Source organism: Rothia terrae (assembly GCF_014705925.2).
GTDB lineage: Bacteria > Actinomycetota > Actinomycetes > Actinomycetales > Micrococcaceae > Rothia > Rothia terrae.
In genome coordinates this window covers 615,340-640,686 of sequence record NZ_CP061539.1, presented here as the reverse complement: position 1 = coordinate 640,686, position 25,347 = coordinate 615,340, and the positions used below count along the sequence as shown (strand labels likewise).

22 protein-coding genes are annotated in these 25,347 nt (G+C 53.5%); 10 read left to right on the top strand and 12 right to left on the bottom strand.

All coding sequences use genetic code 11. From position 1 onward, the window contains the following. The first annotated feature begins 179 nt into the window (after positions 1–179). Complete coding sequence (locus IDM49_RS03020) at positions 180–1,382, top strand: pyridoxal phosphate-dependent aminotransferase (protein WP_190724984.1); 1,203 nt, start codon at positions 180–182, stop codon at positions 1,380–1,382. An 80-nt stretch (positions 1,383–1,462) separates the two neighbouring features. Here IDM49_RS03020 and IDM49_RS03015 read toward each other — a convergent pair whose 3' ends face one another. Both IDM49_RS03015 and IDM49_RS03010 read right to left on the bottom strand, forming a co-directional pair. Continuing rightward, positions 1,463–2,185 carry an HAD family hydrolase gene (locus IDM49_RS03015; protein ID WP_190724983.1) on the bottom strand — a complete coding sequence of 241 codons (723 nt, stop codon included), beginning with the start codon at positions 2,183–2,185 and terminating at the stop codon, positions 1,463–1,465. 102 nt (positions 2,186–2,287) lie between these two features. Next, positions 2,288–2,530: an NUDIX domain-containing protein gene (locus IDM49_RS03010; protein WP_190724982.1), complete on the bottom strand. Its 243-nt coding sequence runs from the start codon at positions 2,528–2,530 to the stop codon at positions 2,288–2,290. A 373-nt stretch (positions 2,531–2,903) separates the two neighbouring features. Between IDM49_RS03010 and IDM49_RS03005 the strand changes: the two genes are divergently transcribed. After that, positions 2,904–3,932, top strand: coding sequence for a 6-phosphofructokinase (locus IDM49_RS03005; RefSeq protein ID WP_168614527.1), 1,029 nt, complete (start codon positions 2,904–2,906; stop codon positions 3,930–3,932). A 93-nt stretch (positions 3,933–4,025) separates the two neighbouring features. Here IDM49_RS03005 and ygfZ read toward each other — a convergent pair whose 3' ends face one another. The 4 genes from ygfZ to IDM49_RS02985 all read right to left on the bottom strand — a co-directional run bounded on the left by ygfZ (position 4,026) and on the right by IDM49_RS02985 (position 9,527). Then, complete coding sequence (gene ygfZ / locus IDM49_RS03000; protein WP_190724981.1) at positions 4,026–5,165, bottom strand: CAF17-like 4Fe-4S cluster assembly/insertion protein YgfZ; 1,140 nt, start codon at positions 5,163–5,165, stop codon at positions 4,026–4,028. Continuing rightward, positions 5,165–5,839: an FABP family protein gene (locus IDM49_RS02995; RefSeq protein WP_190724980.1), complete on the bottom strand. Its 675-nt coding sequence runs from the start codon at positions 5,837–5,839 to the stop codon at positions 5,165–5,167. Before IDM49_RS02995 ends, ygfZ begins: the two co-directional genes overlap by 1 nt. Positions 5,840–5,976: 137 nt before the next feature. Further along, positions 5,977–8,436 carry an MDR family MFS transporter gene (locus IDM49_RS02990; RefSeq protein ID WP_228008168.1) on the bottom strand — a complete coding sequence of 820 codons (2,460 nt, stop codon included), beginning with the start codon at positions 8,434–8,436 and terminating at the stop codon, positions 5,977–5,979. A gap of 332 nt (positions 8,437–8,768) precedes the next feature. Beyond that, entirely contained in the window at positions 8,769–9,527 is a 759-nt protein-coding gene (locus IDM49_RS02985; RefSeq protein ID WP_168614524.1) for a hypothetical protein, read from the bottom strand. Positions 9,528–9,704: 177 nt separating this feature from the next. Between IDM49_RS02985 and IDM49_RS02980 the strand changes: the two genes are divergently transcribed. The 8 genes from IDM49_RS02980 to IDM49_RS02945 all read left to right on the top strand — a co-directional run bounded on the left by IDM49_RS02980 (position 9,705) and on the right by IDM49_RS02945 (position 18,285). Further along, positions 9,705–10,397 (top strand): winged helix-turn-helix domain-containing protein, encoded by a 693-nt coding sequence (locus IDM49_RS02980; RefSeq protein WP_168614523.1) that lies wholly within the window; start codon positions 9,705–9,707, stop codon positions 10,395–10,397. 97 nt (positions 10,398–10,494) lie between these two features. Next, the gene (gene mshD / locus IDM49_RS02975; protein ID WP_190724979.1) at positions 10,495–11,505 is read left to right on the top strand and encodes a mycothiol synthase; all 1,011 of its coding nucleotides are present in this window, start codon (positions 10,495–10,497) and stop codon (positions 11,503–11,505) included. A 51-nt stretch (positions 11,506–11,556) separates the two neighbouring features. Beyond that, positions 11,557–13,782 carry an RNA degradosome polyphosphate kinase gene (locus IDM49_RS02970; protein WP_168614521.1) on the top strand — a complete coding sequence of 742 codons (2,226 nt, stop codon included), beginning with the start codon at positions 11,557–11,559 and terminating at the stop codon, positions 13,780–13,782. 151 nt (positions 13,783–13,933) lie between these two features. After that, positions 13,934–14,929, top strand: coding sequence for an NUDIX hydrolase (locus IDM49_RS02965; protein ID WP_228008167.1), 996 nt, complete (start codon positions 13,934–13,936; stop codon positions 14,927–14,929). A 227-nt stretch (positions 14,930–15,156) separates the two neighbouring features. Next, a complete protein-coding gene (locus tag IDM49_RS02960) occupies positions 15,157–15,978 on the top strand; it encodes a thymidylate synthase (RefSeq protein ID WP_190724978.1) in 822 nt (273 codons plus the stop codon). Positions 15,979–15,980: 2 nt separating this feature from the next. After that, complete coding sequence (locus IDM49_RS02955; protein ID WP_168614518.1) at positions 15,981–16,553, top strand: dihydrofolate reductase; 573 nt, start codon at positions 15,981–15,983, stop codon at positions 16,551–16,553. A gap of 138 nt (positions 16,554–16,691) precedes the next feature. After that, positions 16,692–17,831: an aspartate-semialdehyde dehydrogenase gene (asd, locus tag IDM49_RS02950; RefSeq protein ID WP_190724977.1), complete on the top strand. Its 1,140-nt coding sequence runs from the start codon at positions 16,692–16,694 to the stop codon at positions 17,829–17,831. 16 nt (positions 17,832–17,847) lie between these two features. Further along, entirely contained in the window at positions 17,848–18,285 is a 438-nt protein-coding gene (locus IDM49_RS02945) for a GntR family transcriptional regulator (protein ID WP_190724976.1), read from the top strand. 21 nt (positions 18,286–18,306) lie between these two features. On the opposite strand, the gene IDM49_RS02940 is transcribed toward IDM49_RS02945, so the two are convergent. From IDM49_RS02940 to IDM49_RS02915, 6 genes are all read right to left on the bottom strand, one after another. Next, positions 18,307–18,702 carry a TIGR02611 family protein gene (locus tag IDM49_RS02940; RefSeq protein ID WP_168614515.1) on the bottom strand — a complete coding sequence of 132 codons (396 nt, stop codon included), beginning with the start codon at positions 18,700–18,702 and terminating at the stop codon, positions 18,307–18,309. Between the two features lie 1,615 nt (positions 18,703–20,317). Beyond that, complete coding sequence (locus IDM49_RS02935; protein ID WP_190724975.1) at positions 20,318–21,415, bottom strand: UDP-N-acetylmuramate dehydrogenase; 1,098 nt, start codon at positions 21,413–21,415, stop codon at positions 20,318–20,320. 19 nt (positions 21,416–21,434) lie between these two features. Continuing rightward, complete coding sequence (locus IDM49_RS02930) at positions 21,435–22,700, bottom strand: MFS transporter (protein ID WP_190724974.1); 1,266 nt, start codon at positions 22,698–22,700, stop codon at positions 21,435–21,437. A 204-nt stretch (positions 22,701–22,904) separates the two neighbouring features. After that, entirely contained in the window at positions 22,905–23,363 is a 459-nt protein-coding gene (locus IDM49_RS02925; RefSeq protein WP_190724973.1) for a MaoC family dehydratase, read from the bottom strand. Between the two features lie 6 nt (positions 23,364–23,369). Continuing rightward, complete coding sequence (locus IDM49_RS02920) at positions 23,370–23,828, bottom strand: MaoC family dehydratase N-terminal domain-containing protein (protein WP_190724972.1); 459 nt, start codon at positions 23,826–23,828, stop codon at positions 23,370–23,372. Between the two features lie 156 nt (positions 23,829–23,984). Next, the gene (locus tag IDM49_RS02915; protein ID WP_190724971.1) at positions 23,985–25,280 is read right to left on the bottom strand and encodes an Nramp family divalent metal transporter; all 1,296 of its coding nucleotides are present in this window, start codon (positions 25,278–25,280) and stop codon (positions 23,985–23,987) included. Positions 25,281–25,347 lie beyond the last annotated feature (67 nt).

Sequence of the window (25,347 nt, the reverse complement as noted above, 5' to 3'; positions counted from 1 at the left end):
TCTGCACCGTGCGCCCTATTGCACCCCTGCGGCCCGCCAAAACACAGTTGATTATGTCTCACTGCGGTATTTCACGGCGACAATACACGCTCCGCTCCGCGCGCATCATTATGCTTTTAACCACGGACATTACTGTTATCGCACCGCTAGAAACGTGCACCACGGAAAGAGAGCGTCCCATGTCATCACGAATTTCACGCCGGATTGCGGCGATTGCTCCGAGTGCGACCTTGGCTGTCGACTCCAAAGCTAAGGCTCTAAAAGCAGAAGGACGCCCGGTTATTGGCTTCGGCGCGGGTGAACCTGACTTTCCCACTCCCGACTACATTGTCGAAGCAGCAGCTAAAGCCGTTCGCGACCCCAAAAATCACCGCTACACAGCCGCCGCTGGTTTGCCCGAGCTCAAGAAGGCAATCGCTGAGAAGACCAAGCGTGATTCAGGCATCGACATTGATCCTGCTCAGGTGATTGTTACTAACGGCGGCAAGCAGGCAGTCTACGAAGCTTTTGCAACCGTCATTGATGAGGGCGACGATGTGTTGCTGCCCGCTCCTTACTGGACGACCTACCCCGAGGCAATCCGCCTAGCCGGTGGTAACCCCATTGAAGTTTTTGCCGGATCTGAGCTTGAGTACAAGGTCACCCCCGAGATGCTCGAGGAAGCCTACACCGAAAAGACGAAAGCACTCATTTTTGTTTCTCCGTCTAACCCCACCGGCGCTGTTTACACTCCCGAAGAAACCAAAGCTATCGGTGAGTGGGCATTGGCTAAGGGCATCTTTGTTCTCACCGACGAAATCTACGAGCACCTCACCTACGACGGCGTTCCCTTCACTTCCATGGTTAAAGCCGTTCCCGAACTGGCTGAGAACACCGTCATCCTCAATGGCGTAGCAAAGACTTACGCTATGACAGGCTGGCGCGTGGGCTGGCTGATTGGCCCCACCGACGTTGTCAAAGCAGCAACCAACTTGCAGTCGCACCTGAGCTCCAACGTCAACAACGTAGCTCAGATTGCAGCGCTCACCGCAGTTTCAGGTTCACTGGATGCCGTCAACAAGATGCACGAAGCATTTAATCGCCGCCGCAAGACCATCGTCGAAGCTCTCAACGCTATCGAGGGTGTCCACTGCCCCACTCCTAAGGGAGCCTTCTACGTGTATGCGGATGTGCGTGAGCTACTGGGTAAGGAAATCGCGGGCAAGACCCCGAAGACCTCAGCTGAGCTTGCCGAAATCATTTTGACCGAAGCAGAAGTTGCTGTGGTTCCGGGCGAAGCATTTGGTCCCTCAGGCTACCTGCGTCTTTCATACGCACTCGGCGATGACGACCTCGCAGAAGGCGTAGGACGCATCCAGAAGCTCTTGGCAACCGCCAAGTAAACTGTTTCTTTTCAAACAATAGCCTCTTGCCACTTTGTGCTGGCAAGAGGCTATTGTTGTCCCTTATCCATGGATAAGGTCTATGCGAAAAGCTCAGGCAGATTCTTGAGATCCGATAGAACAGTGCTGCGAGAGCTGAAGTCATCAGCTTCAAAAAGACCGGTGGTTACCGCAACAAAGTTGAACCCGGCATCCAATGCCGCTTGCTCGCCTGTCAGTGCATCGCCAACATAGGTAACCTCGGTTTTCCCTAACGCCTTCAAAAGTTTGGACGCTCTGCCAAAGACGCGAGAATCAGGCTTATGGAAGTCAGTAAGATCAGCTCCCTGCACCAGCAAAAGGCGATCCATCGGGTATCCGTGGCGTGTCAACTCAGCGACCGCTCGTTCCGTCACTGTAGATGTAATGATTCCCACCGCAATACCGCGATCCAGCAGTTCGTTCACCGCGTCCAATGCACCGTCGATAGGCTTTTTAGGAAAACGCTCATTGCTAGCTTTATTGGCCTCAAGACGTTCCTCGGGTGTTCCCAGTCCGCCATAGAGCAGGGCGATCATTTCTTCGAACGGTTTACCCCAGTGCTCGGTAAGTTCTTCGTCCGTCAGGTCGATACCGAAAGAATCCTTAGCAACAAACCGATGGTGCTCCCACTTGACCTCACGCGTTAAAAACAGGGTATCGTCCAAGTCAAAAAGCACAGCACGACGCGAGTTAGCAGCACCGGTCACCACAGACTTTTTGGCGAGGTCAGCAAGAATCAACTGCCCGGCAGATGAAACCTGCTCTGCCTCTGCACCGCCCACCCACCGCAGCTCTTCAATTTCTTCGGACGCCTGCGGAGACCCCTCAAGGACGGCCGCAAAAGCGTGAAGATTGACCTGTTCACCTTCGCGCTTACCGTGGGCTTAACCGGTAAACACGCCGAGCTCGACCGCGGATTCTTCAACCAGCTTCGTTGCCAGCTCCTCCTGAACCTCTCGCTCTAAAGCCTGCTCAGCGGTTTCGTCAGTCTCGATTTTACCGCCGGGCACGTAAAACGCGTCCTTACCATAGCTACGAGCCACCAAAAGCTTGCCGTCACGTACTGTCACCAATGCTGATTTTTGGATGGGGTCATTGAGAGCATAGGTGGGACGGTCATTCGACATAATTTACCTGCTTTGCGTGACATGCTGAGAATGGTCAACATCATCTCAACTCGATATTAGGGCTCGCCTCATCGTAGCGACTGTCGCCATCGCATCCATACATTCTTGCCACAATGCTGAAGTATTACGCTAACCCCACTGCTTCTCCGCGGTTTGTTTAGGTAAAAATACACCTAATGCAGAGGGAAAGTTCATACTCAACAACCACTTCCACAGCTACCCACATAACAACAGATTTACTACAATAGAAACCAACTGGCATTGGTGTTTACAGTCGTCGCACAAGATGAAAACTCGTGCAAAAAGATCACAAACATACATCACGGTGCCAACATCAACCATTTCCACCTGGAAAATTTTAGGAGATCCTCCCATGAAGATCGGTCTGCTCACCTCCGGCGGCGACTGCCCCGGCCTCAACGCTGTTATTCGCGGTGCTGTACTCAACGGCATCAAAACATACGACTACGAATTCGTAGGCTTCCGCGACGGCTGGCGCGGTGTTGTAGAGGGCGATTACATGGATCTCCCCCGTACCAAGGTTCGCGGTCTGGCACGCCAAGGTGGCACCATCCTCGGCACCTCACGCACTAACCCCTTCGATGGCAACGGTGGCCCCGAGAACATCGAAATCATGCTTGAAAAGAACGGCATCGATGCAATCGTAGCTATCGGTGGTGAAGGCACCCTCGCTGGTGCAAAGCGCCTGGCTGACGCGGGTCTTCCCGTTGTTGGTGTTCCCAAGACCATCGATAACGATCTTCAGGCAACCGACTACACCTTCGGTTTCGACACCGCTGTTTCCATCGCAACCGACGCAATGGACCGCATCCGCACCACCGGCGAATCACACCACCGTTGCATGGTCGCAGAGGTTATGGGCCGCCACGTAGGCTGGATTGCTCTGCACTCAGGTATGTCAGCAGGTGCTCACGCTGTGCTGATTCCCGAGCAGAAGGTCTCCATGGAACAGGTTTCACAGTGGGTCAAAGAAGTACACGACCGCGGCCGCTCACCGCTCGTTGTTGTTGCTGAGGGCTTCATTCCCGAAGGTTTCGAAGAAGTAATGCACGACAAGGGCGTAGAGAAGGACGGTCGTCCCCGCCTCGGTGGCATCGGCGAATACGTCACCCACGAAATCGAACGCATCACCGGCATCGAAACCCGTAACACCACCCTGGGTCACATCCAGCGCGGTGGCGCCCCCACCGGTTTTGACCGCGTGCTTGCAACCCGCCTGGGCATGGGCGTTGTCGACATGATCCATGACAAGGAATGGGGCAAGATGGTTGCTCTGCAGGGCACCGATATCAAGCGTGTTGACTTCTCAGAGGCACTCGACGGTCTTAAGACCGTTCCCCAGCACCGCTGGGAGGAGGCTAAGGTTCTCTTCGGCCGCTAAGCCAAGGCTCTTTTAGGAAGTTATAGAAAAGCGTCCGCACTCGGTAGTGAGTGCGGACGCTTTTCTTTTGCAGTTTAGAGGGCTGTTAGGCTCCTAGCGGAGGAAGTCTCCCATATTTCGACGTCCGACAACCTGACCGGCGTCGGGTGCAACAATCACCATCTGTGAGGCTGCGTAGTCGACAGTAGGTGCGTTCTTTTCACCGTCATCAGCTAACGATTCTTCACTAACAATCAACTGCGCCTTAGGATCTACGTTTCGCTTAATAACTGCAAGCGCGATTGGTCCTGCCTCGTGGTGCAAGGCTACCGAGGTGACGCGTCCGACCTTCTTGGTTCCCGCATACACCGCTGAACCTACCGGAGGCTGTGTATGCTCCGTGCCGTCGAGGTCCAGAAAGACCAGACGGCGCGGCGGGTGACCCAGGTTGTGCACGCGTGCCACGGTTTCCTGACCTTTATAGCACCCCTTATTGAGGTGGACAGCGGTGCGCATGAGGTCGAGCTCGTGAGGAATTGTTTTCTCATCGATTTCGTAAGCTGCGCGAGGACGCCATGCCTCTACGCGTAGTGCTTCTGCAGCCCACGTACCGGCTAGTTCGCAGCTCTCCCCCAGAGCCTCAAGGTGCTCAGCGGGAAGAATATACAGATACCAGTTGCGTTCCGTTCCAGGGTGATTGTCGGTTGCAGCATAGCTGAAGCCACCGGTGACGATGCCAGGCCAAGGGTCGCACCAGGTTACTGCGTCCTTCAAAGTATCGGGTGCAGCATCAAGCTGGGCCATGTTCTGAGTTGATCCCACTACCGCGTACTCTGCTGTGCGGTTTTCAATCTCAACGCGCAGCATGAACTTCATGCTGTTCAAAAAATCAGTGAGCGGCTGAGCCTGGTCGCGTTCGACAATTAGCCACACGGTGTCGTGAGCTTCAACGGCGTGAGCGTAAAACTCAATGCGCCCCTGAACCGACATCAAAAGCAACTCACTGCCCCGAGCAACATCGGGAGAAGTCATGACCTGGGATGACAAGGTGGTCAACCATGTCCCTCGGTCAGCACCGGTGACTGTTACAACACCCAGATGAGAAAAATCAACGATAACGGGCTGATCGGTAGCGCGTGCCAAACGGCGCTGTTCACGCATTGGATCGCCATAGTGTGCCGCGACGCCAGCGTCCGCTCCCGTTGCAGAGAACGTGCCGTATCGCTGCATCAAAGGGCTGACGTAATCACTCATTATTTGTCGTTGCTTTCTTCGCTCTCATCCAGTGAGCCGAACATGGTAGTACCCAGCGATTCACCGCTCATGCTGGAGGTCTTGCGCAGTTCTGCGGATGCGTGCTTCTCGAGCTTCTTGGTCTCGGGATTGGCGGTTTCCCAGTCCCACATGAGGTTGCCGTTTACAAGACCCCACAGACGAACAGATCCCGCGTATTCTTTAGAGATTTCATCGCGCATGAGGTTACCGGTCTGCATACGCACAACGGGGCCTTTAACCATGCCCACGTAATTTTCGCTGATGCCGCCGGGGTGGCTGATGGTTGCCATGATGTTGAAGCCGTCGTCAGCGTTGCGCAGCTTTTCGACGGATTCTGCGTCTGCAAACTCGGGGACGATATCTGCCGCTACCAGACCGGGGCCAACGTCGCCGTCTTTTTGTTCGCGGTCAATTTGCCAAAAACCTGTCTCGACAGAAATAGGACGCAATTTGTTGCCGTCATCGTCAAGCAAAAAAGACTCCGCGCGGTATTCGATGAAGGGCAAACCGTCTTGAGTAAAGGTAATGATCTGACCGAAAGGAGTCTGCTCCTCGCCTTCGTACCAGAGGGAACCGGTACCTTCCCAGGTGCCAAGCATCCAAGAAAGCGGTACGAGTTCGGGTGAAAGATTTGAAGGAATTTCAATAGCCATGTCTCTAGTCTATTACGGCGCTATAGGTTGGCACAGAGAGTTATCCCTGCGGTGAACAGGCCTCACAACGTTTCTCTCAGGATGCGAAAAAGCGGCCAGAACCGTCTGGGGTTCTGGCCGCTTGTGTCGAAAAGTTGTTACTTCTTGCTTGATTTAATCAAGGCAATAGTTGCAACGATCATCGACATTGTAGAGGTGGCAAGCGCAATCATGCTTTCCGTTGAAATGCGCTGCGCCGGTGCCGAGTGATCAGCAGAAGGTACAACGCGCACGTTATACACCGGTTGCTCTGCTGGTTCTTCTGCGGTCGCACGGCTGTCGTGAGCGCGCACGGCCTCACGGTCTGCAATTTCCGGCGCGGGCGCTACTACAGCTGCAACGGGAGCCGCATCCGAGTAGGTGAAATCGCGGGATGCTGAAGGCTTAGATTCAACCTTGTCTTCGGTCTTTGCAGGATCTTCCATACCTTCTGGAACGATCGCCTGCGCCGCGGTACCGGGAGCAACCGTCTTGGCAACGATGACGTTACTTGAGGTCACTGCCTCGGGTTCGCGGTTATCGGCATGATGCTTATCGGCGGTTTCCTGCAGTGCTGATGAGTTACGCAGCGGCGGAACCTTGAAGAACAGCGACAGGATGAACGCGACCAAAATCGCGACAAAGCCTACCCAGTACACCGTTACAGCTGACTCGGTGAAACCGCGCATGAACGGGCGAGTCAAACGTGAGTCTGCACCATCGAGGTATGAAGTATCCGACGTTGATGCAGAATCATCGGAATTTTCGCTGTCAGAATCAGCGTTGTTAGAAATTTCCTCTGAGATCTGAGGAGCGATCTGATCAACCCAGTAGGTGCGCTGATCGTCATTAGCCCAGTCAACAGTCAAGGTACCGTTTGAAACAGTTGCATGAGCCTGTTCAGCGGCAGCGCTCAGCGCCTGTTCTTCAGCTGCACCCTGATTTTCAGCAACCTGCTGGTCAATGATGCCCTGCGCAGCCTCTGCCGGAATCTCACCGGAGTCCACGCGTCCTTGAACCGCAGCGGTTACCTGATCACGCACAGCCTGATCAGCGGCAGCCTTTGCCTGGTTAGCTCCACCATCAAGCTGGGTCTGAATATTGCTTTTAACAGGATCAACAATCTTGTTCCACATCTGATCCATGATGCCGGCATTCTCAGGAGCTGAAGCCACAGCCGGATTGGTCGCAGCATCCAACGCCGAACGAAGATCATCTTCATTGCTCATAGCGCTCATGATGTTGTTGGGCATAGCGGTGAACAAAACTGACAACAGAACCGCGGTACCCATGGTGCCGCCAATCTGACGGAAGAAAGTAGCAGCTGAGGTCGCAACACCCATATCGCGCGGTTGCACAGCGTTCTGAGTTGCCAAAGTCAATGACTGCATCAGCTGACCCATACCTGAACCAATGATGAACATACCGATCATCAAGAACCACAGGGGGCGATCAACGGTCAAGAAGGTTAAGTAGTAATAACCGGCAGTAACCAACAAGGTACCGATGATCGGGAAGATGCGGTACTTACCGGTCTTAGACACAATCTGACCGGAAACAATCGATGAGAGCATAATGCCCGCCATCATCGGTAGCGTTGCCAAACCTGATTCAGTAGGAGTCAAGCCCACAACAATCTGCAAGTACAGCGGAATAGTCATCATCGCGCCGAACATCGCAAAGCCCACCAAGAAGCCCAGGATGGTTGACATCGAGAAAGTACCGTTACCAAAGAGGTGAAGCGGAATAATCGCATCCTGCCCCATCTTGGATTCAACAATCAAGAAAGCAATCAGGCCAAGGCCGGAGACAACATAGGAGGCGATTGATGCGGTAGAGCCCCAGCCCCACTCGCGTCCCTGCTCAGCAACCAGCAAGAGGGGAACGAGAGCAACAATAACGAACGTTGCACCCCACCAGTCGATGCGCGGCTTAGCGGCATTATTGCCGAATGAAGGCAGGTGCAGGAACTTCCAGACCATACCGAGCGCGATAATACCGATCGGCACGTTCACCAGGAAAACCCAGCGCCAGCCGGTCACCCAGAGAAGGCTGTCAGCACCGGCGAAAACACCGCCGATGAGCGGGCCCAGCACTGATGAAATACCGAAGACAGCCAGGAAGTAACCCTGGTATTTTGCACGTTCACGAGGAGCGAGCATATCGCCCATAATCGCCATAGGAAGCGACATGAGAGCGCCTGCGCCGATGCCCTGGAAAGCTCGGAAAGCCGCCAGCATCATCATCGATGTAGAGAATGATGAAAGCAAAGAGCCCAGAATGAAAACGCCAATACCGAAAAGGTACAGAGGGCGGCGACCGAAGATATCGGAAAGCTTGCCGTAAATCGGCGTTGAGATCGTAGAAGTGATCATGTAGGCGGTGGTTACCCACGCCTGCTGCTCTAGACCGTGAAGATCATCGCCAATGGTGCGGATTGCGGTGGAGACGATGGTTTGGTCGAGAGATGACAGAAACATGCCGGCCATGAGGCCAACGATGACAAGCGTAATCTGGCGCTGTGTCATCACCGGTTGTGCGGATGCTGTTGAAGCACGCTCCGCGGGGGCTACTGACATTTAAACCTTCACTTTGAAGTAGGTGAAAAACTATTTAAGACTCACCAATACTAGATGCACTTCTGCAACTTTTGCACTACTGCAAGATAATTTTTGACGGTTTGGGAGCATAAACACACCCGCGCGATCCGCGCATCACACCCCGCTGCCGTAAATGGGCACAAAAAATGGGGTTGCCAGCTACTTCGCTAGCAACCCCACTCGGGTAAAAGGTGATTTATTTCTGACCTCGGAAGAGACCGCGAACAACTGCAGCCATACCACCGAAGATGAATACAAATGCTCCACCCAGCAGGCAGAGGAAGAGAATTTCTAGTGCTTGAATCATGGTTTTACCCTAGCACATAGGTGAGAAAGGTCGCACTTGTGTAACCGACAACGCCAATAAATGCTACGGGTGTTACGCCAAGTGTTAAGGCGCCGCGACGGGGCCCTTCTTTAGGACCTGCTGAGATGATGCGCAAACCAATTAGTCCCACCAAAAGAGCGAAGATGACGCCGGTCAATAGAATCGGCAAGGCTCCCCCCGGTGTGTCATAGATGCGTGAAATGCCAACCCAGCCAGCGGCAGAAACAGAAGCGAGCACACCCGTGACACAAGAAATAGTGGACTCCAGGCGTCCTTTAGACCCTTCGCCGCGTACCAGTTCAACGAGAAAGCTGCAGACGATGCCTACCGCTGCCACCAGTGGCAGCATCGCCAAGCGATCAGCTGAGGGAGTCGTCAGTGCTAGCACCACCGACACCACACCGGAGAGCAGAATGATCGTGGAGTGCTGATAAATTCTATGGGTTCCACGGAGCTCAGCCACGCCAGTGGCCGCAGGCCAACCGCCAGCGACCAGTGCCACAACACCCAAACAGACCGCTGCCGAAACATACGGATGAATAATAGAGGCAACCACTACAGCCAGCAGAGTCACACACGCAGCAATACCCACTAGACGGTAGCGCGACTGAGGCGATGCTCCGATAGCCCCAATACGACCCTCATACATCTTGCGACGCTGCTTATCGCGAATCTGCTTGAGCTCAGGAACGAAGGTACGCAACTTGGTGGTCTGTGCATCTGAATGTTCAGTATGAGTCACGGTGAGTTCTGCCGTCTTTCGCCTTGGGCACTGAGTGCGGTGAATGGTGAAACTTTATTACACACCATCTTGCTCTGTGAAACGCTTTTTCTAAAGGTTCGTGGTTGTGTTTTGTAGTATTAATTTTGGAAATTGTGTCTTTAGAAGATTCTTCTAAAAGTAGGCTGGCGGTGAAACATGACCCATCTGATGCTGTTATCAGATACTGCTTATACAAGCGGTGAGGTTTTACCTGCCCTTGATTTGCTGAACCACAGGGTGACGATCCTTCCGCTATCTACAGACTCAAGCGTCCTTAATCGCGATGCGGGTGTAGTGATTTTGATTGACGCCCGCGATGCCTTAGTGCTGGCGCGCAACACTGCTCAACTTCTCAAATCATCGGGTCTTACCGCTCCGCTGTTGATGGTTCTAACCGAAGGCGGTATGGCTGCGGTTTCTAGTCAGTGGCTAGTTGACGATATTATTCTTGACACCGCCGGCCCCGCTGAGCTTGAGGCTCGCCTACGCTTAGCATCTGCTCATTCCCTGCCAGAAGAACCTGACGATTCCATTATTCGTAGCGGCGAGGTAACTATCGATGAGGCATCGTACACTGCCCGCCTGGCAGGGGCCCCGCTCAACCTCACCTACAAAGAATTTGAGTTGTTGAAATTTTTAGCTCAGCACCCAGGACGCGTGTTTACCCGCGCTCAGTTGCTGTCGGAGGTCTGGGGCTACGACTATTACGGTGGCACGCGCACCGTGGACGTTCATATTCGTAGGTTGCGCTCAAAGTTGGGACCTGACCACGAGCACATGATTTCGACCGTGCGAAATGTGGGTTACAGTTTCAACGCTCCGCGTTCTTCGTCGAAAGATGACATCTAAGTAAACCTTCTAGCGTAACTTCGGCTCTATTTACCTTTATTTTCTTGGTTTTGGGTAGAGTAAATAGGTAAGCAAGAGCTATCAACGAAGGAATACTATGCACACTGAGCATCTGGGTCTTACCCCGCTAGAAAGCGATATGAGCGCTAAGCACCTTGCACAGTTCGAGGCCTTTGTTGATGCAGTCACTGCACACGACGGTACCTCTGCTTTTTCTGAGCAAACTCTTGTTGCTGTCCGCCAAGAAAGCGCAGCGCGTACCGACGGCACTCACAACCGGTCTGCTTCTAAAGCACGACTTTTCTTCATCTCCAACGACGACTCTGAGATCTTAGGCGCGTGGGTAGCTGTTGTACCCACCCCGGATGCAGCTGGTGTACTAGAAGGTGCAGTTTCACCGAAGCATCGTGGACGCGGTGTTGCATCCCAGGCAGTATCGTTCGTTATTTCAGCACTGGGGAAGGAAAACCTCTCGCAGTACACGGCTTGGGTTCATCAGGTTCTCACCGGTGAAGGTGATGCTATCGCGAGCGCCGCTGAACAACTCACCTCGCAGTACGGTTTTACTCCTGTGCGCGAGTTGCACAAGATGGCTGTGCTTCTTACCGATGACAGCCGTACGCGTATCGAGAACGCGACCAAAAACGCGGCTTTGCCGGAGGGAATTGCCATCAAGACCTTTGAACCCGCAACCGACGCGCTCGCGTGGTTAACCCTCAATGCAGCGGCGTTCGCGTCGCATCCGGAGCAGGGCAAGCTCACCCACGATGATTTAGCACAGCGCATGGAGAGCTCCTGGTTTGATGCTCGCGGGTTCTTCATCGCCCACGCGCCCAATGGGTTAGCGGGCTATCACTGGACCAAGGTTGAAACTGCAGAAGAAGGCGAGGTCTACGCGGTAGGCATCTCGCCCGCATGGCAGGGCAAAAAGCTGGGTAAGGCACTCACGCTCACCGGTATGAACCATCTGGCGCAGTACCGCACCGAGAACGGGGCTCAGCTAGAGCGCATCGTCCTCTATGTCGATGACGACAACCAGGCAGCCATGCATCTCTACCGCTCGCTAGGCTTTGAAGACCTCAGCGTAGATCGCATGTACACCCACTAATTTTTACCAAGAGACCACATCCACCCGAGTCATTACCGGAAAGAGACGACAATGAGCAAGACACCAGCTGCTGAAAATAAGCAGCCTCAGGCGGTTCATCACATCGCCACAGACATCAACAAAATTGAGCGAGCCGAAACCCGCGGCGACCGCATCGACGTCGGCGAAAAAATCACGCTCCCTCATCTTGCCGGAGACTTCGGCTCAGACCGCTTCTTGGACCGTGAAACCAGCTGGCTGGACTTCAACACCCGCGTCCTTGAACTCGCTGAAGATCCCGACCTGTTTCTTCTAGAGCGCCTGAACTTTCTCTCCATTGTGACCAGCAACCTCGATGAGTTCTTCATGGTTCGTGTGGCTGGTCTCAAGCGTCGTATTGCAACCGGTATTGCAGTGCCGTCTGCGGCTGGTTTGACGCCTGAAGAGCAGATGGAAGAAATCGCTGAAGCTGCCCACCAGCTTCAGGAACGCCAGGCTCATGTCTTCCGCGATCAGGTTTATCCTGAGCTTGAAAAAGAAGGCATTCGCATTGTCAGCTGGGAAGATATCGATGATGAGGCGAAGAAGCGCCTAGGTGATTACTTCCGTCAAGAAGTATTCCCCATTCTTACTCCGCTTGCTGTTGATCCGGCGCACCCCTTCCCGTATATCTCGGGTCTCTCTTTGAACTTGGCTGTCATCGTGCGCAACCCGCAGACCGGTAAAGAGCTTTTCGCTCGTCTGAAGGTGCCTGATCAGCTAGATCGTATGATTCCAGTGTCATCGATGCGCGATGTCAACTCACCGGGTAAGGAAGCTCTGTTCATTCCCCTTGAAGCGATTATCGCTGAGCATCTTGATATTCTCTTCCCCGGTATGGAGGTTGTAGAACACCACGCCTTCCGTGTGACCCGTAACGAGGACTTGGAAGTTGAAGAGGACGACGCTGAAAACCTGTTGAAGGCGCTGGAGAAAGAGCTTCTGCGCCGCCGTTTTGGCCCTCCGGTACGCCTTGAAGTTGAAGACACCATTAACCCCAACATTCTTGAGCTTCTGGTATCTGAACTCAGCGTGGTGGAGTCTGAAGTGTACAAGCTTCCCGCTCCCCTTGATTTGCGCGGTATGGCTCCCATTGTTCGCGCCAACCGTCCTGCCTTGCACTACCCCAAGCATGTTGCCCATACTTCTCGCTGGCTCAATTCCACTGAGACTGCAAAGGCAGCTAAGGTATTTGCGGCAACCCGCGAGCACGACGTGCTCCTGCATCACCCCTATGACTCCTTTGCGACCTCTGTGCAGGCGTTCTTGGAACAGGCTGCCGCTGATCCCAATGTTCAGGCAATCAAGCAGACCCTGTACCGCACCTCGGGTGACTCCCCCATTGTGGACGCGCTCATTGAGGCAGCCGAAGCTGGCAAGCAGGTGCTGGCGCTGGTTGAAATTAAGGCACGCTTTGACGAAGAAGCGAACATCAACTGGGCTCGTAAGCTAGAACGCGCTGGCGTTCACGTGGTGTACGGCATCGTGGGTCTAAAGACTCACTGCAAGCTCTCACTGGTGGTGCGCAAAGAAGCCGACGGGCTGCGTCGCTACGCGCATATCGGTACGGGTAATTACCACCCGTCCACCGCACGATTCTACGAAGATCTGGGTGTAATCACCTGCGATCAGCAGATCACCGAAGACGTATCACGCCTGTTCAACCAGCTCTCAGGCTACGCACCGAAGACCACCTACCGCGAGCTGCTGGTTGCACCGCGCTCACTGCGCTCAGGTCTAATCGACCGCATCAACAAAGAAATCGAGCACAAGCTGGCTGGCCGTAAAGCCAAGATTCAGATCAAGTGCAACTCAATGGTGGACGAGGCAATCATCGACTCGCTCTACCGCGCATCGCAGGCAGGCGTCGAAGTCAACGTGGTTGTACGCGGCATCTGCGCCTTGCGTCCAAATGTTCCCGGTCTCAGCGAAAACATTAAGGTCCGCTCAATCCTGGGACGCTTCTTGGAACACTCCCGCGTCTTCACCTTCGAAAACGCCGGCGAACCGGTGGTCTTCATTGGCTCGGCAGATATGATGCACCGCAACCTCGACCGCCGTGTTGAGGCCCTAGTGCGCGTTAAGCACCGCGAACACATCAAGTACCTGCTCGATATGTTTAGCAACTACATGTCAGAAACCACCAGCAACTGGCATCTTGACTCAGACGGCAAGTGGACGCGTCATCACCTGGATTCGGACGGCAACCAGCTCACCGACGTCCAGCAGATGTACCTGGATTCACGCCGCAAAAAATAACCAGCCGCGCAGGAACGACCGTTGCGTGCCCACACATTGAGGTACCGCAACGGAACGTAACACCGCATAGCAGGTACTAGAATGTCCTTGGTAGTTCTTTACTGCCAAGGACATTTTTGTACAGGAACTTCAGAAAGTCATTCACACGCACATGGCAAAAGATATGCTCTACTCTGCGGTACGCCGTGACGGCGATTTTACCGTCACAAAAACATCGGACAACATGCCTGATGTTGTGGCCGCAGGCTGCCTTATTTGGCGCGAGAAAAAAGATCAGCTCGAAGTTCTGATTATTCACCGCCCCCATTACGATGACTGGTCGTGGCCTAAGGGCAAGCAGGACGCCGGTGAAACCATCGCTGAGACAGCTGTGCGCGAGGTTCGCGAAGAAGTGGGTCTGAACGTTAAGCTCGGTGTGCCTTTGGCTGTCACCAAGTACAAGGTCAAGCACGGCAAAAAAGAGGTTTTCTACTGGGCAGCTCGCACCACTGCTGCTGCACACGCTCAGGCGGATCACGGTGAAGTCGATGATCTCAAGTGGGTGACGCCCGAAAAAGCACGCGAGATGCTCACCAATGACACCGACCGGGAGCCTTTAGACGCGCTGGTAGATTTGCAGGCCAAGGGAAACCTTTACACCCGTCCGATTCTTATCGTGCGTCACGCAAAAGCGAAGCCCCGCTCATCATGGGCGGGAGCTGAAGGTGAACGCACTTTGGCGGCTACCGGCAAGCGTCAGGCAATCGCAGTGGGCAAGCTTCTTGAGACGTGGGAGCCCACCAAGCTCATTTCTTCTCCTTGGGTTCGCTGTATGCAGACCGTCTCACCGTTTTCGAAGACCAGCGGCGTCGTGATTAAGCAAAAAGCACCGCTTACGGAGGACGCCCACAAGGCCAACCCTAAGAAGGTCGCCAAGATTGTGCAGTCTCTTTTTGATAAGGACGACGCGGTAGCCCTGTGCACGCACCGCCCGGTACTACCTACCGTCCTGCAGGTGATGTCTGAGAACATCGGCAATAAACTAACAGCACAGCTGCCTGTGGAAGATCCCTACCTGACCCCCGGTGAAATGCTTGTGGTTCATGTAGCTAAAAAGGGCAACCGCAAAGCTATTGCTGTAGAGCAAATCAAGCCCTTTAACGACTAAGAGTAGATAGTTCAGAGACGAGGCAAAACTCGCGCTCACCAGCGGTCCCTCTCGCGTGGTTCGCTAACGCTCACGACGCGATTCACGCCAGTCCCGATGCCAGCTGGTGAGCGCAAGTTTTGCCTGCATGTGCTAACCGACATCACAGGCGGATACCATGTGATAACACGTCGTTTCGCAACTATAGTTATAGATAGTTTTTGTCTCCGTCACCGAAAGATTCATTGATGACCAATATCGCCACACCCTACGAAGATTTGCTTGCTGAGATTATGGAAAACGGCGATGACAAGGGCGATCGTACCGGCACCGGTACCCGTAGCGTCTTTGGACGTCAGATGCGTTTTGACCTTCGTGAGTCTTTCCCGCTCATTACGACTAAACGTGTTCATTTTAAATCTGTAGCTATTGAGTTGCTGTGGTTCTTGCGCGGTGAATCGAACGTGAAGTGGCTTCAGGAACGCGGCGTCACCATTTGGGATGAGTGGGCTGATGAGGACGGCGAACTAGGGCCGGTCTACGGCGTTCAGTGGCGTTCGTGGCCCGCTGGTCACGGCGAAACGATCGACCAGATTGCTAAGGTCATTGAGTCGTTGAAGAACAACCCGGATTCACGCCGTCATATTGTCTCTGCGTGGAACCCTGCCGAGGTTGATGACATGGCGCTACCTCCTTGCCATGCGCTCTTCCAGTTCTACGTGCGTACTCGTAAGGACGGCACCAAGGAACTCTCCTGCCAGCTGTACCAGCGCTCAGCCGACATGTTCCTGGGTGTTCCTTTCAATCTCGCATCCTATGCTTTGCTGACTCAGCTCATCGCTGAAGAGGTGGGCATGGAACCCGGCGAGTTTGTGTGGACCGGCGGCGACTGCCATATTTACTCCAATCACTTTGATCAGGTGCGCGAGCAGCTTTCCCGTGAGCCGTATGAATACCCGCAGCTGCGCATCAAGAACAAGAAGTCCTCAATTTTTGAGTACGAATTTGAAGACTTTGAGCTGGTGGATTACAAGCACCACCCCACTATCAAAGCACCGATTGCGGTCTAATCATGGCTAAAATTTTAGGCGCTGTGTGGGCGCAGGCTGAGAATGGAATTATTGGACGCAACGGCGATATGCCCTGGTATGCTCCGGAGGATTTGGCTCATTTTAAAGAGGTGACTCTCGGCGCTCCTGTGATTATGGGACGCAAGACGTGGGAGTCCTTTCCGCCGCGCTTTCGGCCGCTGCCCGGGCGTCTGAATATCGTGGTCACGAGTTCTGTTGACGAGCCTACTGAACGCGATGGCGCTACCTGGGTGGCAGATATTCCCAGTGCCGTTGAATACGCATTGAATCATGCGCAGGACGCCGAAACCGTATGGGTTATTGGTGGCGCCAACATCTATGAGCAGACACTGGCTCTCACCGATATTCCGGGCGTCGTCGACGGACGCGTGAGCCTGGTTGAGCGCACCGTCTTTACCGGATCGATTCAGGGCGATGCGTCTGCACCGGTTGTGAGCGGGGAATGGAGCCAAAGTGCCGTGAGCGATTCCCAGCGTTCTGAACGTGGCTACCTCATGGATGACAATGATCAGAAGCTACCGCTGACCTATCGTTTCGAGACCTGGACCCGCTAAGCCCAATCTTTCTCGACGAACCTCACTACACGGGACGCGACTTCACAAACCTTGTGAGCCGCGTCCCGTTTGTTGCGCTTTCGTTTCACAATAAGAAAGCATCCTGCCATAACAGCCCACAAAAGCTAGACTAAACACATGACTTTTACAACCGGTGACTCAGTAGGTTTTGTAGGCTACCGCGGCATGGTGGGCTCCGTGCTCATGAAGCGCATGCTGGAAGAAAACGACTTTGAGGGTATTACCCCCGTTTTCTTCTCAACGTCGCAGGCGGGTAAGCCCGCGCCCACATTCGATGGTGCGCTAGAAGAAAGCACCTTGCAGGACGCGCACGATATTGATGCGCTGGCTAAGCTTCCTATCATCGTGACAGCTCAGGGTGGCGACTACACCAAAGAGGTGCACTCCAAGCTCCGCGAACGCGGCTGGGACGGTCTATGGATTGATGCAGCGTCAACCCTGCGCATGAATGACGACTCTGTCATCGTTCTTGACCCCATCAACCGCGACGTGATTGATCGCGGGCTGGACTCCGGCGTCAAAGACTTTATCGGCGGTAACTGTACTGTGTCATGCCTGCTCATGGGCTTGGGCGGACTCTTCAAGCAGGGTTTGGTTGAGTGGACGACCTCCATGACCTACCAGGCAGCATCCGGTGGCGGTGCGCGCCACATGCGCGAGGTGCTCAAGCAGTTCGGTGACCTCTCAGGTAGCGTTTCTGCAGAACTTGCTGACCCCGCGTCCGCTATTTTGGAGATCGACCGCAAGGTTCTTGCTAAGCAGCGTTCGGGCGAGCTCGATACTACCCAGTTTGGCGCTCCCCTGGGCGGCTCCTTGATTCCTTGGATTGATGCCGACCTTGGCAACGGCCAGTCCAAAGAAGAGTGGAAGGCCGATGCTGAAACCAACAAGATTCTAGGACTCAGCGAAGAAGACCGCGTCATCATGGATGGTCTGTGCGTACGCATTGCAACCATGCGCTCACACTCACAGGCGCTCACTATGAAACTCACCGAAGACCTCTCCGTTGAAGAGATTGAGAAGATTATCGATGAAGATAATCAGTGGTCGAAGGTCATCCCTAACACCAAGGAAGCCTCGATGGAGGGTCTGACCCCCGTAGCGGCATCCGGTTCACTGGATATCCCTGTAGGGCGCATCCGCAAGTTAGCAATGGGACCGCAGTACATCAGCGCGTTCACCGTGGGTGACCAGCTACTGTGGGGCGCGGCTGAGCCTGTTCGCCGTATGCTCAAGATTGCCACCGGCACCCTCTAGAAGAGACAATAGGCGTATGCTTCACGCATCATCGCAGATTAATACTGACGTCGTTAGCCCCGCTAGCGACGTCAGTATTTTGCATTTTACGGTCAATAAAGATTCAGACACTCCCCCGTACTCCCAGTTACGGCGGGCGATTATTAGTGCACGTGCGCAGGGCACCTTCAAGGCAGGAGATCGGTTGCCACCGGTGCGGTCTTTAGCGCAGGAACTAAATATCGCGGTAAATACTGTTGCAAAGGCGTATAAAGAGTTAGAAGCCGCGGGTGTTATTGAGACCCACGGACGCGCAGGAAGCTTTATTACAGCGGTGGACGCCACCGAGCATAAGGCTCATCAACTCACGGCTGACTACGTTGCCGCTATGCGCGGACTCGGTTTTGAGGACCCCCAAATCCTAACCATGTGCCGTCATGCGCTAGGTTTTGAGCAGATTCAGCATCACGCCTAAGCCTTGCGGTGCTCCGCTGCTTTATGAATGGTAGTGAGTGCCTGTCGGGCAAAAATGAGTTTGGTTTTCTCGGCCCTGCCAGATGCGGGCACGCTGTCGCAGATACCTTTCGTACCGCTTGCGTTTAGCTGCATTCCAGGCATCAAGCACTTTCTTTTTACCCCACACGTTCACACGGTGTGCCCAGTGAAACTCTGTTCCCCACAGCCCCATGCCCATAAAAATAAAGAGCCAACCAGGGCCGGGCGTCACCAGCATGATTAACCCCATCAGCATCAAAATAGTGCCAACGACAATCACAAGGGTGCGGTATAACAGCAAAAGTGCAGGGTGATGATGCAGGAAGCCTCGCAGCCTGGCCATGAGGCGGTGCACAGCGCCACCCGAGCTGCGGTCAAGCTCGTGATTAAGACCCATGCATTCCCCCATAATCTCAGTAGTTGCTCTTGAATCTACCTCAGCAACCTGAATGATAGCCGCGTATATCTAAGCATAAGTTATAAAAGTTGTGTGGAAGAAGAACCCCACATTCTCCTCCCACACGGTGTTACTGATTGGGGACGCGAAAGACGTCAGTCGCGGTCTGAGTCTCGCCGTGTCTATCAGTAAATCTCCAAGTATTAGCGACTACGCACTCAAACGTTTCTCGCTGAAAGCAGCGAGGGTTATGCGCGCAGTCAGAGGCCAAAAATTCTTCGCTACACCAGCTGTCGAGAAGCTCGGTGGGGTTTTCTGCCCACAAATGTCGTGGCGTTCTAAAACGGAACTCATACACATCACAGTCGCCCGCGTATTCGGAGATACCGTGCGGGGAACATCCTTCGGGCTCTATATATGTTTTTTGGATTTTATGTGCTGACCAGTTGTGGTTATCGATAGTCCATTCCCCGCTAGTACATCCGCGAGGGAAGGCTACGATCAGTGAATGCGCGTGGAGCTCCGTAGCACCGTGAGCGATCAGTTCTTGAATTCCCCTCACGCGCTGGATGCAACCGAGCGCGTGAGTGCTCACCGTGGTTTAACGCTCGTGCAGATTGCGCCATACGTCGTATAGTCATACTGAATATGCGCTGGCGCAAGCAACTCGAAGGTCTGAGGGGCGGACGCGGCGTAGGTGGGAACGGGTACCGTGGCGGGTATAACCGGAGATGCCCACCGGGTTCCTTGAGCTGTGTTTCGAGTAAAGGTGCGTACGCCCACCGTTAAAAATTCCGTCGTAGTAGATAGCCAATATCGTTATGAGTATTCACCAATCTTTGCGCATATTTAACAATTTTGCAAGATTTTTAAATATTTATTATTGGTCTGACCACAGAATATTTTTTTCTCAAAGAACACACCTGACTAGTAATAATACTGATTAGATAGACCACTGAGAACATTTTTGCAATAATGCAAATATAAACAAATCAACCCGATTAAGTCACGATTGATTTTATTTCAGAAGAAATCTTTATCTTTGTATAATTATTTACCAAATGGTAACTTATACCCGATTCAAAATCAATAGCGAGCCACACAGCATTCGCAATCATATTCTTAAAATTGAGAAAGATTCTTATTTATCAAGCAAGGTTGGGCGCAAAGCGTGCCCACATCCCAGCACCCCACCCCACCACCAAAGGTGTCGGCGGATGCATCATTTTGTATAAATATACGTATTGGTAGGGGTTTCTACGCCGCGCAGATGACTCAGCTATTTGTCCTCAGCTTCATTTTCAGCGCCCGGGAACCTCGATGTGTCGGGTGAGCAGAATTACCTTAAGCTAGTTAGCTTTGGATAGCACTCAAAGAACCTAACTTCAGCTCCCTCCACAAGTACAACCACGGCGCACAGCCCCTCTCGCTTGGTTCGCTACGCTCGCAAAGCGATTCATGCCAGACTCAACCAGTGCGCCGCGTTTTTACTTGTCTCCGGGAAGCCCTCTTACACCGATTCTCTACGCCGTAAACCATATAAAAATGGGGCTGCCCTTTCACAGGACCGCCCCCACATCGTCGCTACAACGATAAAAAAATTTCTATAGAAAACTTACTTCGCTAAGCCTGTTCCCACAATCACAGGTTCGGGTACAAGCTCGATGCCGAAGGATTCTTTCACGCCATCGCGAATCGCGCTAGCGATTGCCATAAGATCGTCAGCACTAGCCTCACCACGGTTAGTGATAGCCAGGGTGTGCTTGGTAGATAGCGATGCACGACCACCAGCAATCTTTTGAGAATCCCCCTCCAGCCCAAAGCCCTTATCGAAGCCAGCGTTCTGAATCAGCCAGGCCGCGCTGAGTTTAATCTTGCCCTCAAGAACCTCACCAGCCGCGTTGGTTGCAGGGTAGGACGGCGCATCCGCAGGTAGCTGCTCTCGCACTGACTCATCAACGATGGGGTTGGTAAAGAACGATCCAGTGGAGTAGGTGTCGCGGTCATCCGCATCCAACACCATGCCCTTAGACGCGCGCAGCTCAAGCACGGTCTCACGTACCTTGCGAGAGTCTGCGCGTTCACCTACCTCAACGCCCAAGCGGCGTCCTAGTTCAGCGTAGCGTACAGGCGCAGAAAGAGTACCAAAGGTGAACTGGAAATCAACGGTCAACACCACGTAACGCGGTGAGCCGTTGACGGTGTTTTCTTTGAGCACAGAATGGCGGTAGCTAAAGTCTAGATCTGAAAGCGCAAAGGTCTTTACAGCGCCCTTTTCGCGATCCCAGGTGCGAACCGATGAGATGGTCTGAGCAACTTCTGCACCGTACGCCCCTACGTTCTGTACGGGGGTTGCGCCAACGGTACCGGGAATACCTGAGAGCGCCTCGATACCAACCCATTCGTGGTCGATAGCGTACTGCACAAAAGCGTCCCAGTTGTGGCCGGCTTGCACGCGGATGTTTGCACCGCCACAGGCAGGTACCTCAAGATCGCGAATGCCCTCTGATGCGATGTGCACAACGGTGCCGTCGAAGCCAGCATCAGCGACAATCAGGTTAGAGCCACCGCCAACAATGAGCAGTTTCTCCCCTGCTTCGTCAGCAGTTTTTACGGCTTCGATAATTTCAGATTCGCTGGTTGCGCGAACATAATTTTTGATGGGTCCGCCCACAGCGGCGGTCGTCAGTTCGCTTAATAACATTTCACTCACTCCCCTAGTTTATCTGTATTTAGGGTTGGTTGGGCTGTTCTTGCGGCACAGCAGTTGCTGGATCAGGTCCAAGAGATTCAGTGTGAACAGGCTTATCGTTCTTGAAAACTTCAAGATAGCGGGTAAGCATCAGCGAGGAAACCACGAATATCAGCACCGCTAGCAAACCGTGGCGAATTCCGAAAGCTTCGCCCAGCATTCCCAGCAGTGGCGGACCGCCCAAGAAAGCGGCGTAGCCAATGGTCGAGACAACAGATACACGCACCGCAGCTTTCACGGGGTCGTCGGATGCGGCGCTCATACCGGTGGGGAATCCCAGGGATGCGCCGAGACCCCAAACGACTAGGCCCACAAACCCGAGGGCGGTATTCGGCGCAAAGATGAAAATAATGAGTCCGATGATTGCCAGTGAGCAGGTGACGCGTAGCACGCTGATGCGGCCGTGAGCGTTTAAGAAGCGAGTACCTAACAAGCGTCCTGTGGTCATTGCAGCCACAAAAGTGAAGTAGCCAAGTGACCCCACGGTAGCCGTCGTTTCGTATTCTCGAGTGAGGGCAAGTGCAATCCAGTCGTTAGCTGAGCCCTCAGCCAGTGCCATACCCAGCACAAAAATACCGATGAGGATGGTGTGCTTATCGCGCCATGCATCCTTGACGCGGTACGAGGTAACCTGCGCCATCATGGCGGTACTATCTTGACCGTAGTTCTCAGAGTGGCAGTGACGCAACGAGTACAGCACCAAGGCGATAATCAAAATAGCCATGTAGAGCATGTGCACACCGAACGGCACTCCGAGAAAGGTGTCTGCGGTACCGATAGCAGCACCAACTACTGTGCCGATCGAGAAGAAGCCGTGCATAATCGGGGTGACAAAGCGTCCTAGCGCGCGTTCAACCGCCACGCCCTGAACGTTGGATGCAACGTTAGAGACAGCAATACCAAGACCCATAATCATCAGCGAGAAAGCCGCCAGCGGAACGCTTGCGATACTCACAGCTAACCCCACGAGTGCCACTCCCGCAGTTGCAAGAATATACGAGCCTAAGATACAGGTGCGGGCACCAAATTTCGATACCAAATACCCTGACATCGACACCGCAGAAAACGAGCCCACCGTCTGCGCCAGAAGCAGCATCCCCATGGGTCCCGGACTAAGGTGCAAACCGTGCGAAATATCGTGCAGTCGAGTCAGCCAGGATGCGGTCAAAAGACCGGATGCGAAGAAGATTATAAGTACTGCCCGGTACCAGGTTTTTATCTGTTGGCCGGTAAGAGTAGCTTTCACGACAAAGATGCTTTCAAGTGCGAGGTGGTATGCGAGAGTCTTTAAACTCTAGTGCAGTAAAAGGCATCATTTCTAGTTCGGTGAGCGGTGGCTACCTCTTATGTCGTGAGAGGTTCATCGCGGTCAGCCCTTAGATGGTACGTGCCTCGCATCCGGTCATGAGAAACCGGGTGCGAGGCACGAATGAGCAGGTAAAAAAGTCTCTTAGAACTTGACGACTGCTTGGGCTTTGACCAGAACTTTTTGGTCTTTGCCTTCTGAGTCAGGGGCACTCACGGTGAGATCTACGCGAGCGGTTCGCGCGTCATCATCAAGAGCACCGATCTTACCGCTAACCGAGATAACGTTGCCACCGGTGTTAGGCGCATTATTGCCCTCGGCATCTGCCACAGGTACCGGCTTGGTAAAACGCGTCTGGTAATCGATAATTGCACCGGGGTCGCCTACCCAATCGGTTACCAGTTGAACGGCGGATCCCATGGTGAACATACCGTGAGCAATCACGCCGGGTAGTCCGACAGCGGTGGCAAAACGCTCGTTCCAGTGAATCGGGTTAAAGTCGCCGGACGCGCCAGCGTAAGCCACGAGGTCAGCACGCGTCACGGTGATTTCGCGGGTACCGATTTCAGTACCCTTTTCAAGGTCTTCAAAACGAATAGTCATGCTTCTCTACTCCCCTGCTCGCACTAGAAGTGAAGAGATGCAAGTCGCTACCTTTTCACCGGTGACAGTCGTTATTTCTTCGCGAGTAGTTAGCATGGCGCCAGCACCCATCACGCGCACGTTATCCACGTGTACTTCGGTGACGAGCTCATCTCCGGCAATGATAGGACGATGGTGTGTAAAACGCTGGTCAGCATGAACGACACGGGAAAAATCGATGCCCGCGCTCTCATCCTGAATCAAAGCGGCATCCGCCTTCTGCGCCAGAATAATAGCGAAGGTCGGCGGTGCAACAAGATCAACGTAGCCAGCTGCCTGCGCAGCATCCACCTCAAAGTGGATGGGCGAGGTTGCTTTTACGGCGCGCGCGAACTCGCGGATTTTCTCGCGTCCTACCGAGTACATCTCGTCAGCAGGGTAGATCCTGCCTACGATATCGGGATTAATTTCTTTAGTCTCTGCCATGTACTCCAGTATGTCACGCTGATGATAAGGTGACCACGAAACTCTCACAGTGACCCTAAAACTCTCAAAGTACCTAGTCATGAGGGGTAATTTTGAGATTTTTGTGGTCACAGTGATAAAAACATGGTCACGTATCGAGGGGACCCCAGCCTGTAACTAGAGTGCCTTAGCAATAACTTCCCAGGTTTGCATAATGCCCAAAGCTCCGAAAAAGACGGTAGTAATCACCAGCAGAATGTTAGTGACCAGTCCATTACGCCAACGGTTCGGGACGCGCCTGGTATTGAGTAACTGCAAAAGAGTAAGCGCTAAGAAAGGCATAAACAGAGCACCCAGCACTCCGTAGAGCAAGACCAAGAAGATTGGTCGGTCCAGGAGCAGAAGCGTCATGGGTGGGAAGGTGATCCACAGCAAAAAGAACTTGAAGTACTTCCCGCCTGTGACAGTATCAGGATGCCCGTGCTCTTTACCGCGTAGGTTTCCCCAAAAGTCAGCGAACATGAGCGAGACACCCGACCACACGCCAATAACGGATGAAAACGATGCCGCCCAAAATCCTACAAGAAAGAGATTACCCACTACTGTGCCGTAACGGTCTTTGAGGACGTCCGCGAGTTCCAACAAACCTTTGTCACCGCTCGATACGGCAAGACCAGCTGAGTAAAGAACTTCTACACCGATGACCAAAGTAGCTGCAACAAAGATGCCAGACAGAACGTACGCAACGGTATTATCCAGTTGCATCACGCGCATAAATCGTGGACGGTCCCACCCTTTTTCGCGCAACCAGTAACCATAGGCAGCTAAGGTAATAGTGCCGCCGACGCCGCCGCACAGAGCCAGGGTATAGCTCAGCCCACCAGCCGGGATAAATGGAATGAGCCCCTTCAGGATGGCGGGAATGTTAGGAAGCGTGTAAACCGCCAGGCCCACAATGAGCAGGAACATTAGTCCCACTAACACGGCCGTCAGCTTCTCTACGAGATGGTATTTACCGGCCCAGACCGTTACCAACCCGACTAGGCCCATGATGATTGCCCAAATTTTTAGGTCAAAGAACGGAAACAGAACAGCTAAAGGCATCGCCGACGCGCTCATGGCTGTTGCGCCGTACACAAAACCCCAAATGATGATGTAGGGGCCAAAATAGAGCGACGTCCAGCGTCCTAAGGAACGCCAGCCTTCAAAAATGGTGCGCCCGGTAGCAAGGGTGTAGCGTCCTGCGCCCTCTACAAGGATAATTTTGAGGACCACGCCGAGCACAACCGCCCAGAGCAGGGCGTAGCCATAGCGTGAGCCCGCAACGAGGGTGGCTACAAGGTCTGCAGCTCCGATGCCGGTTGCTGCGACAACGAGGCCGGGCCCAATAATTTTGTATTTTTTAACGTCTTCTACCGGCTCGTTGGGGTCAACCAGTACTGACGGGTACTTTTCAGCATCTGTGCGGCTCATGAGGCTCTCCAAACTAGTGAACAGTGTCTTACTAGTGTTACACAGCGCACATTACAGAATTGTTTAA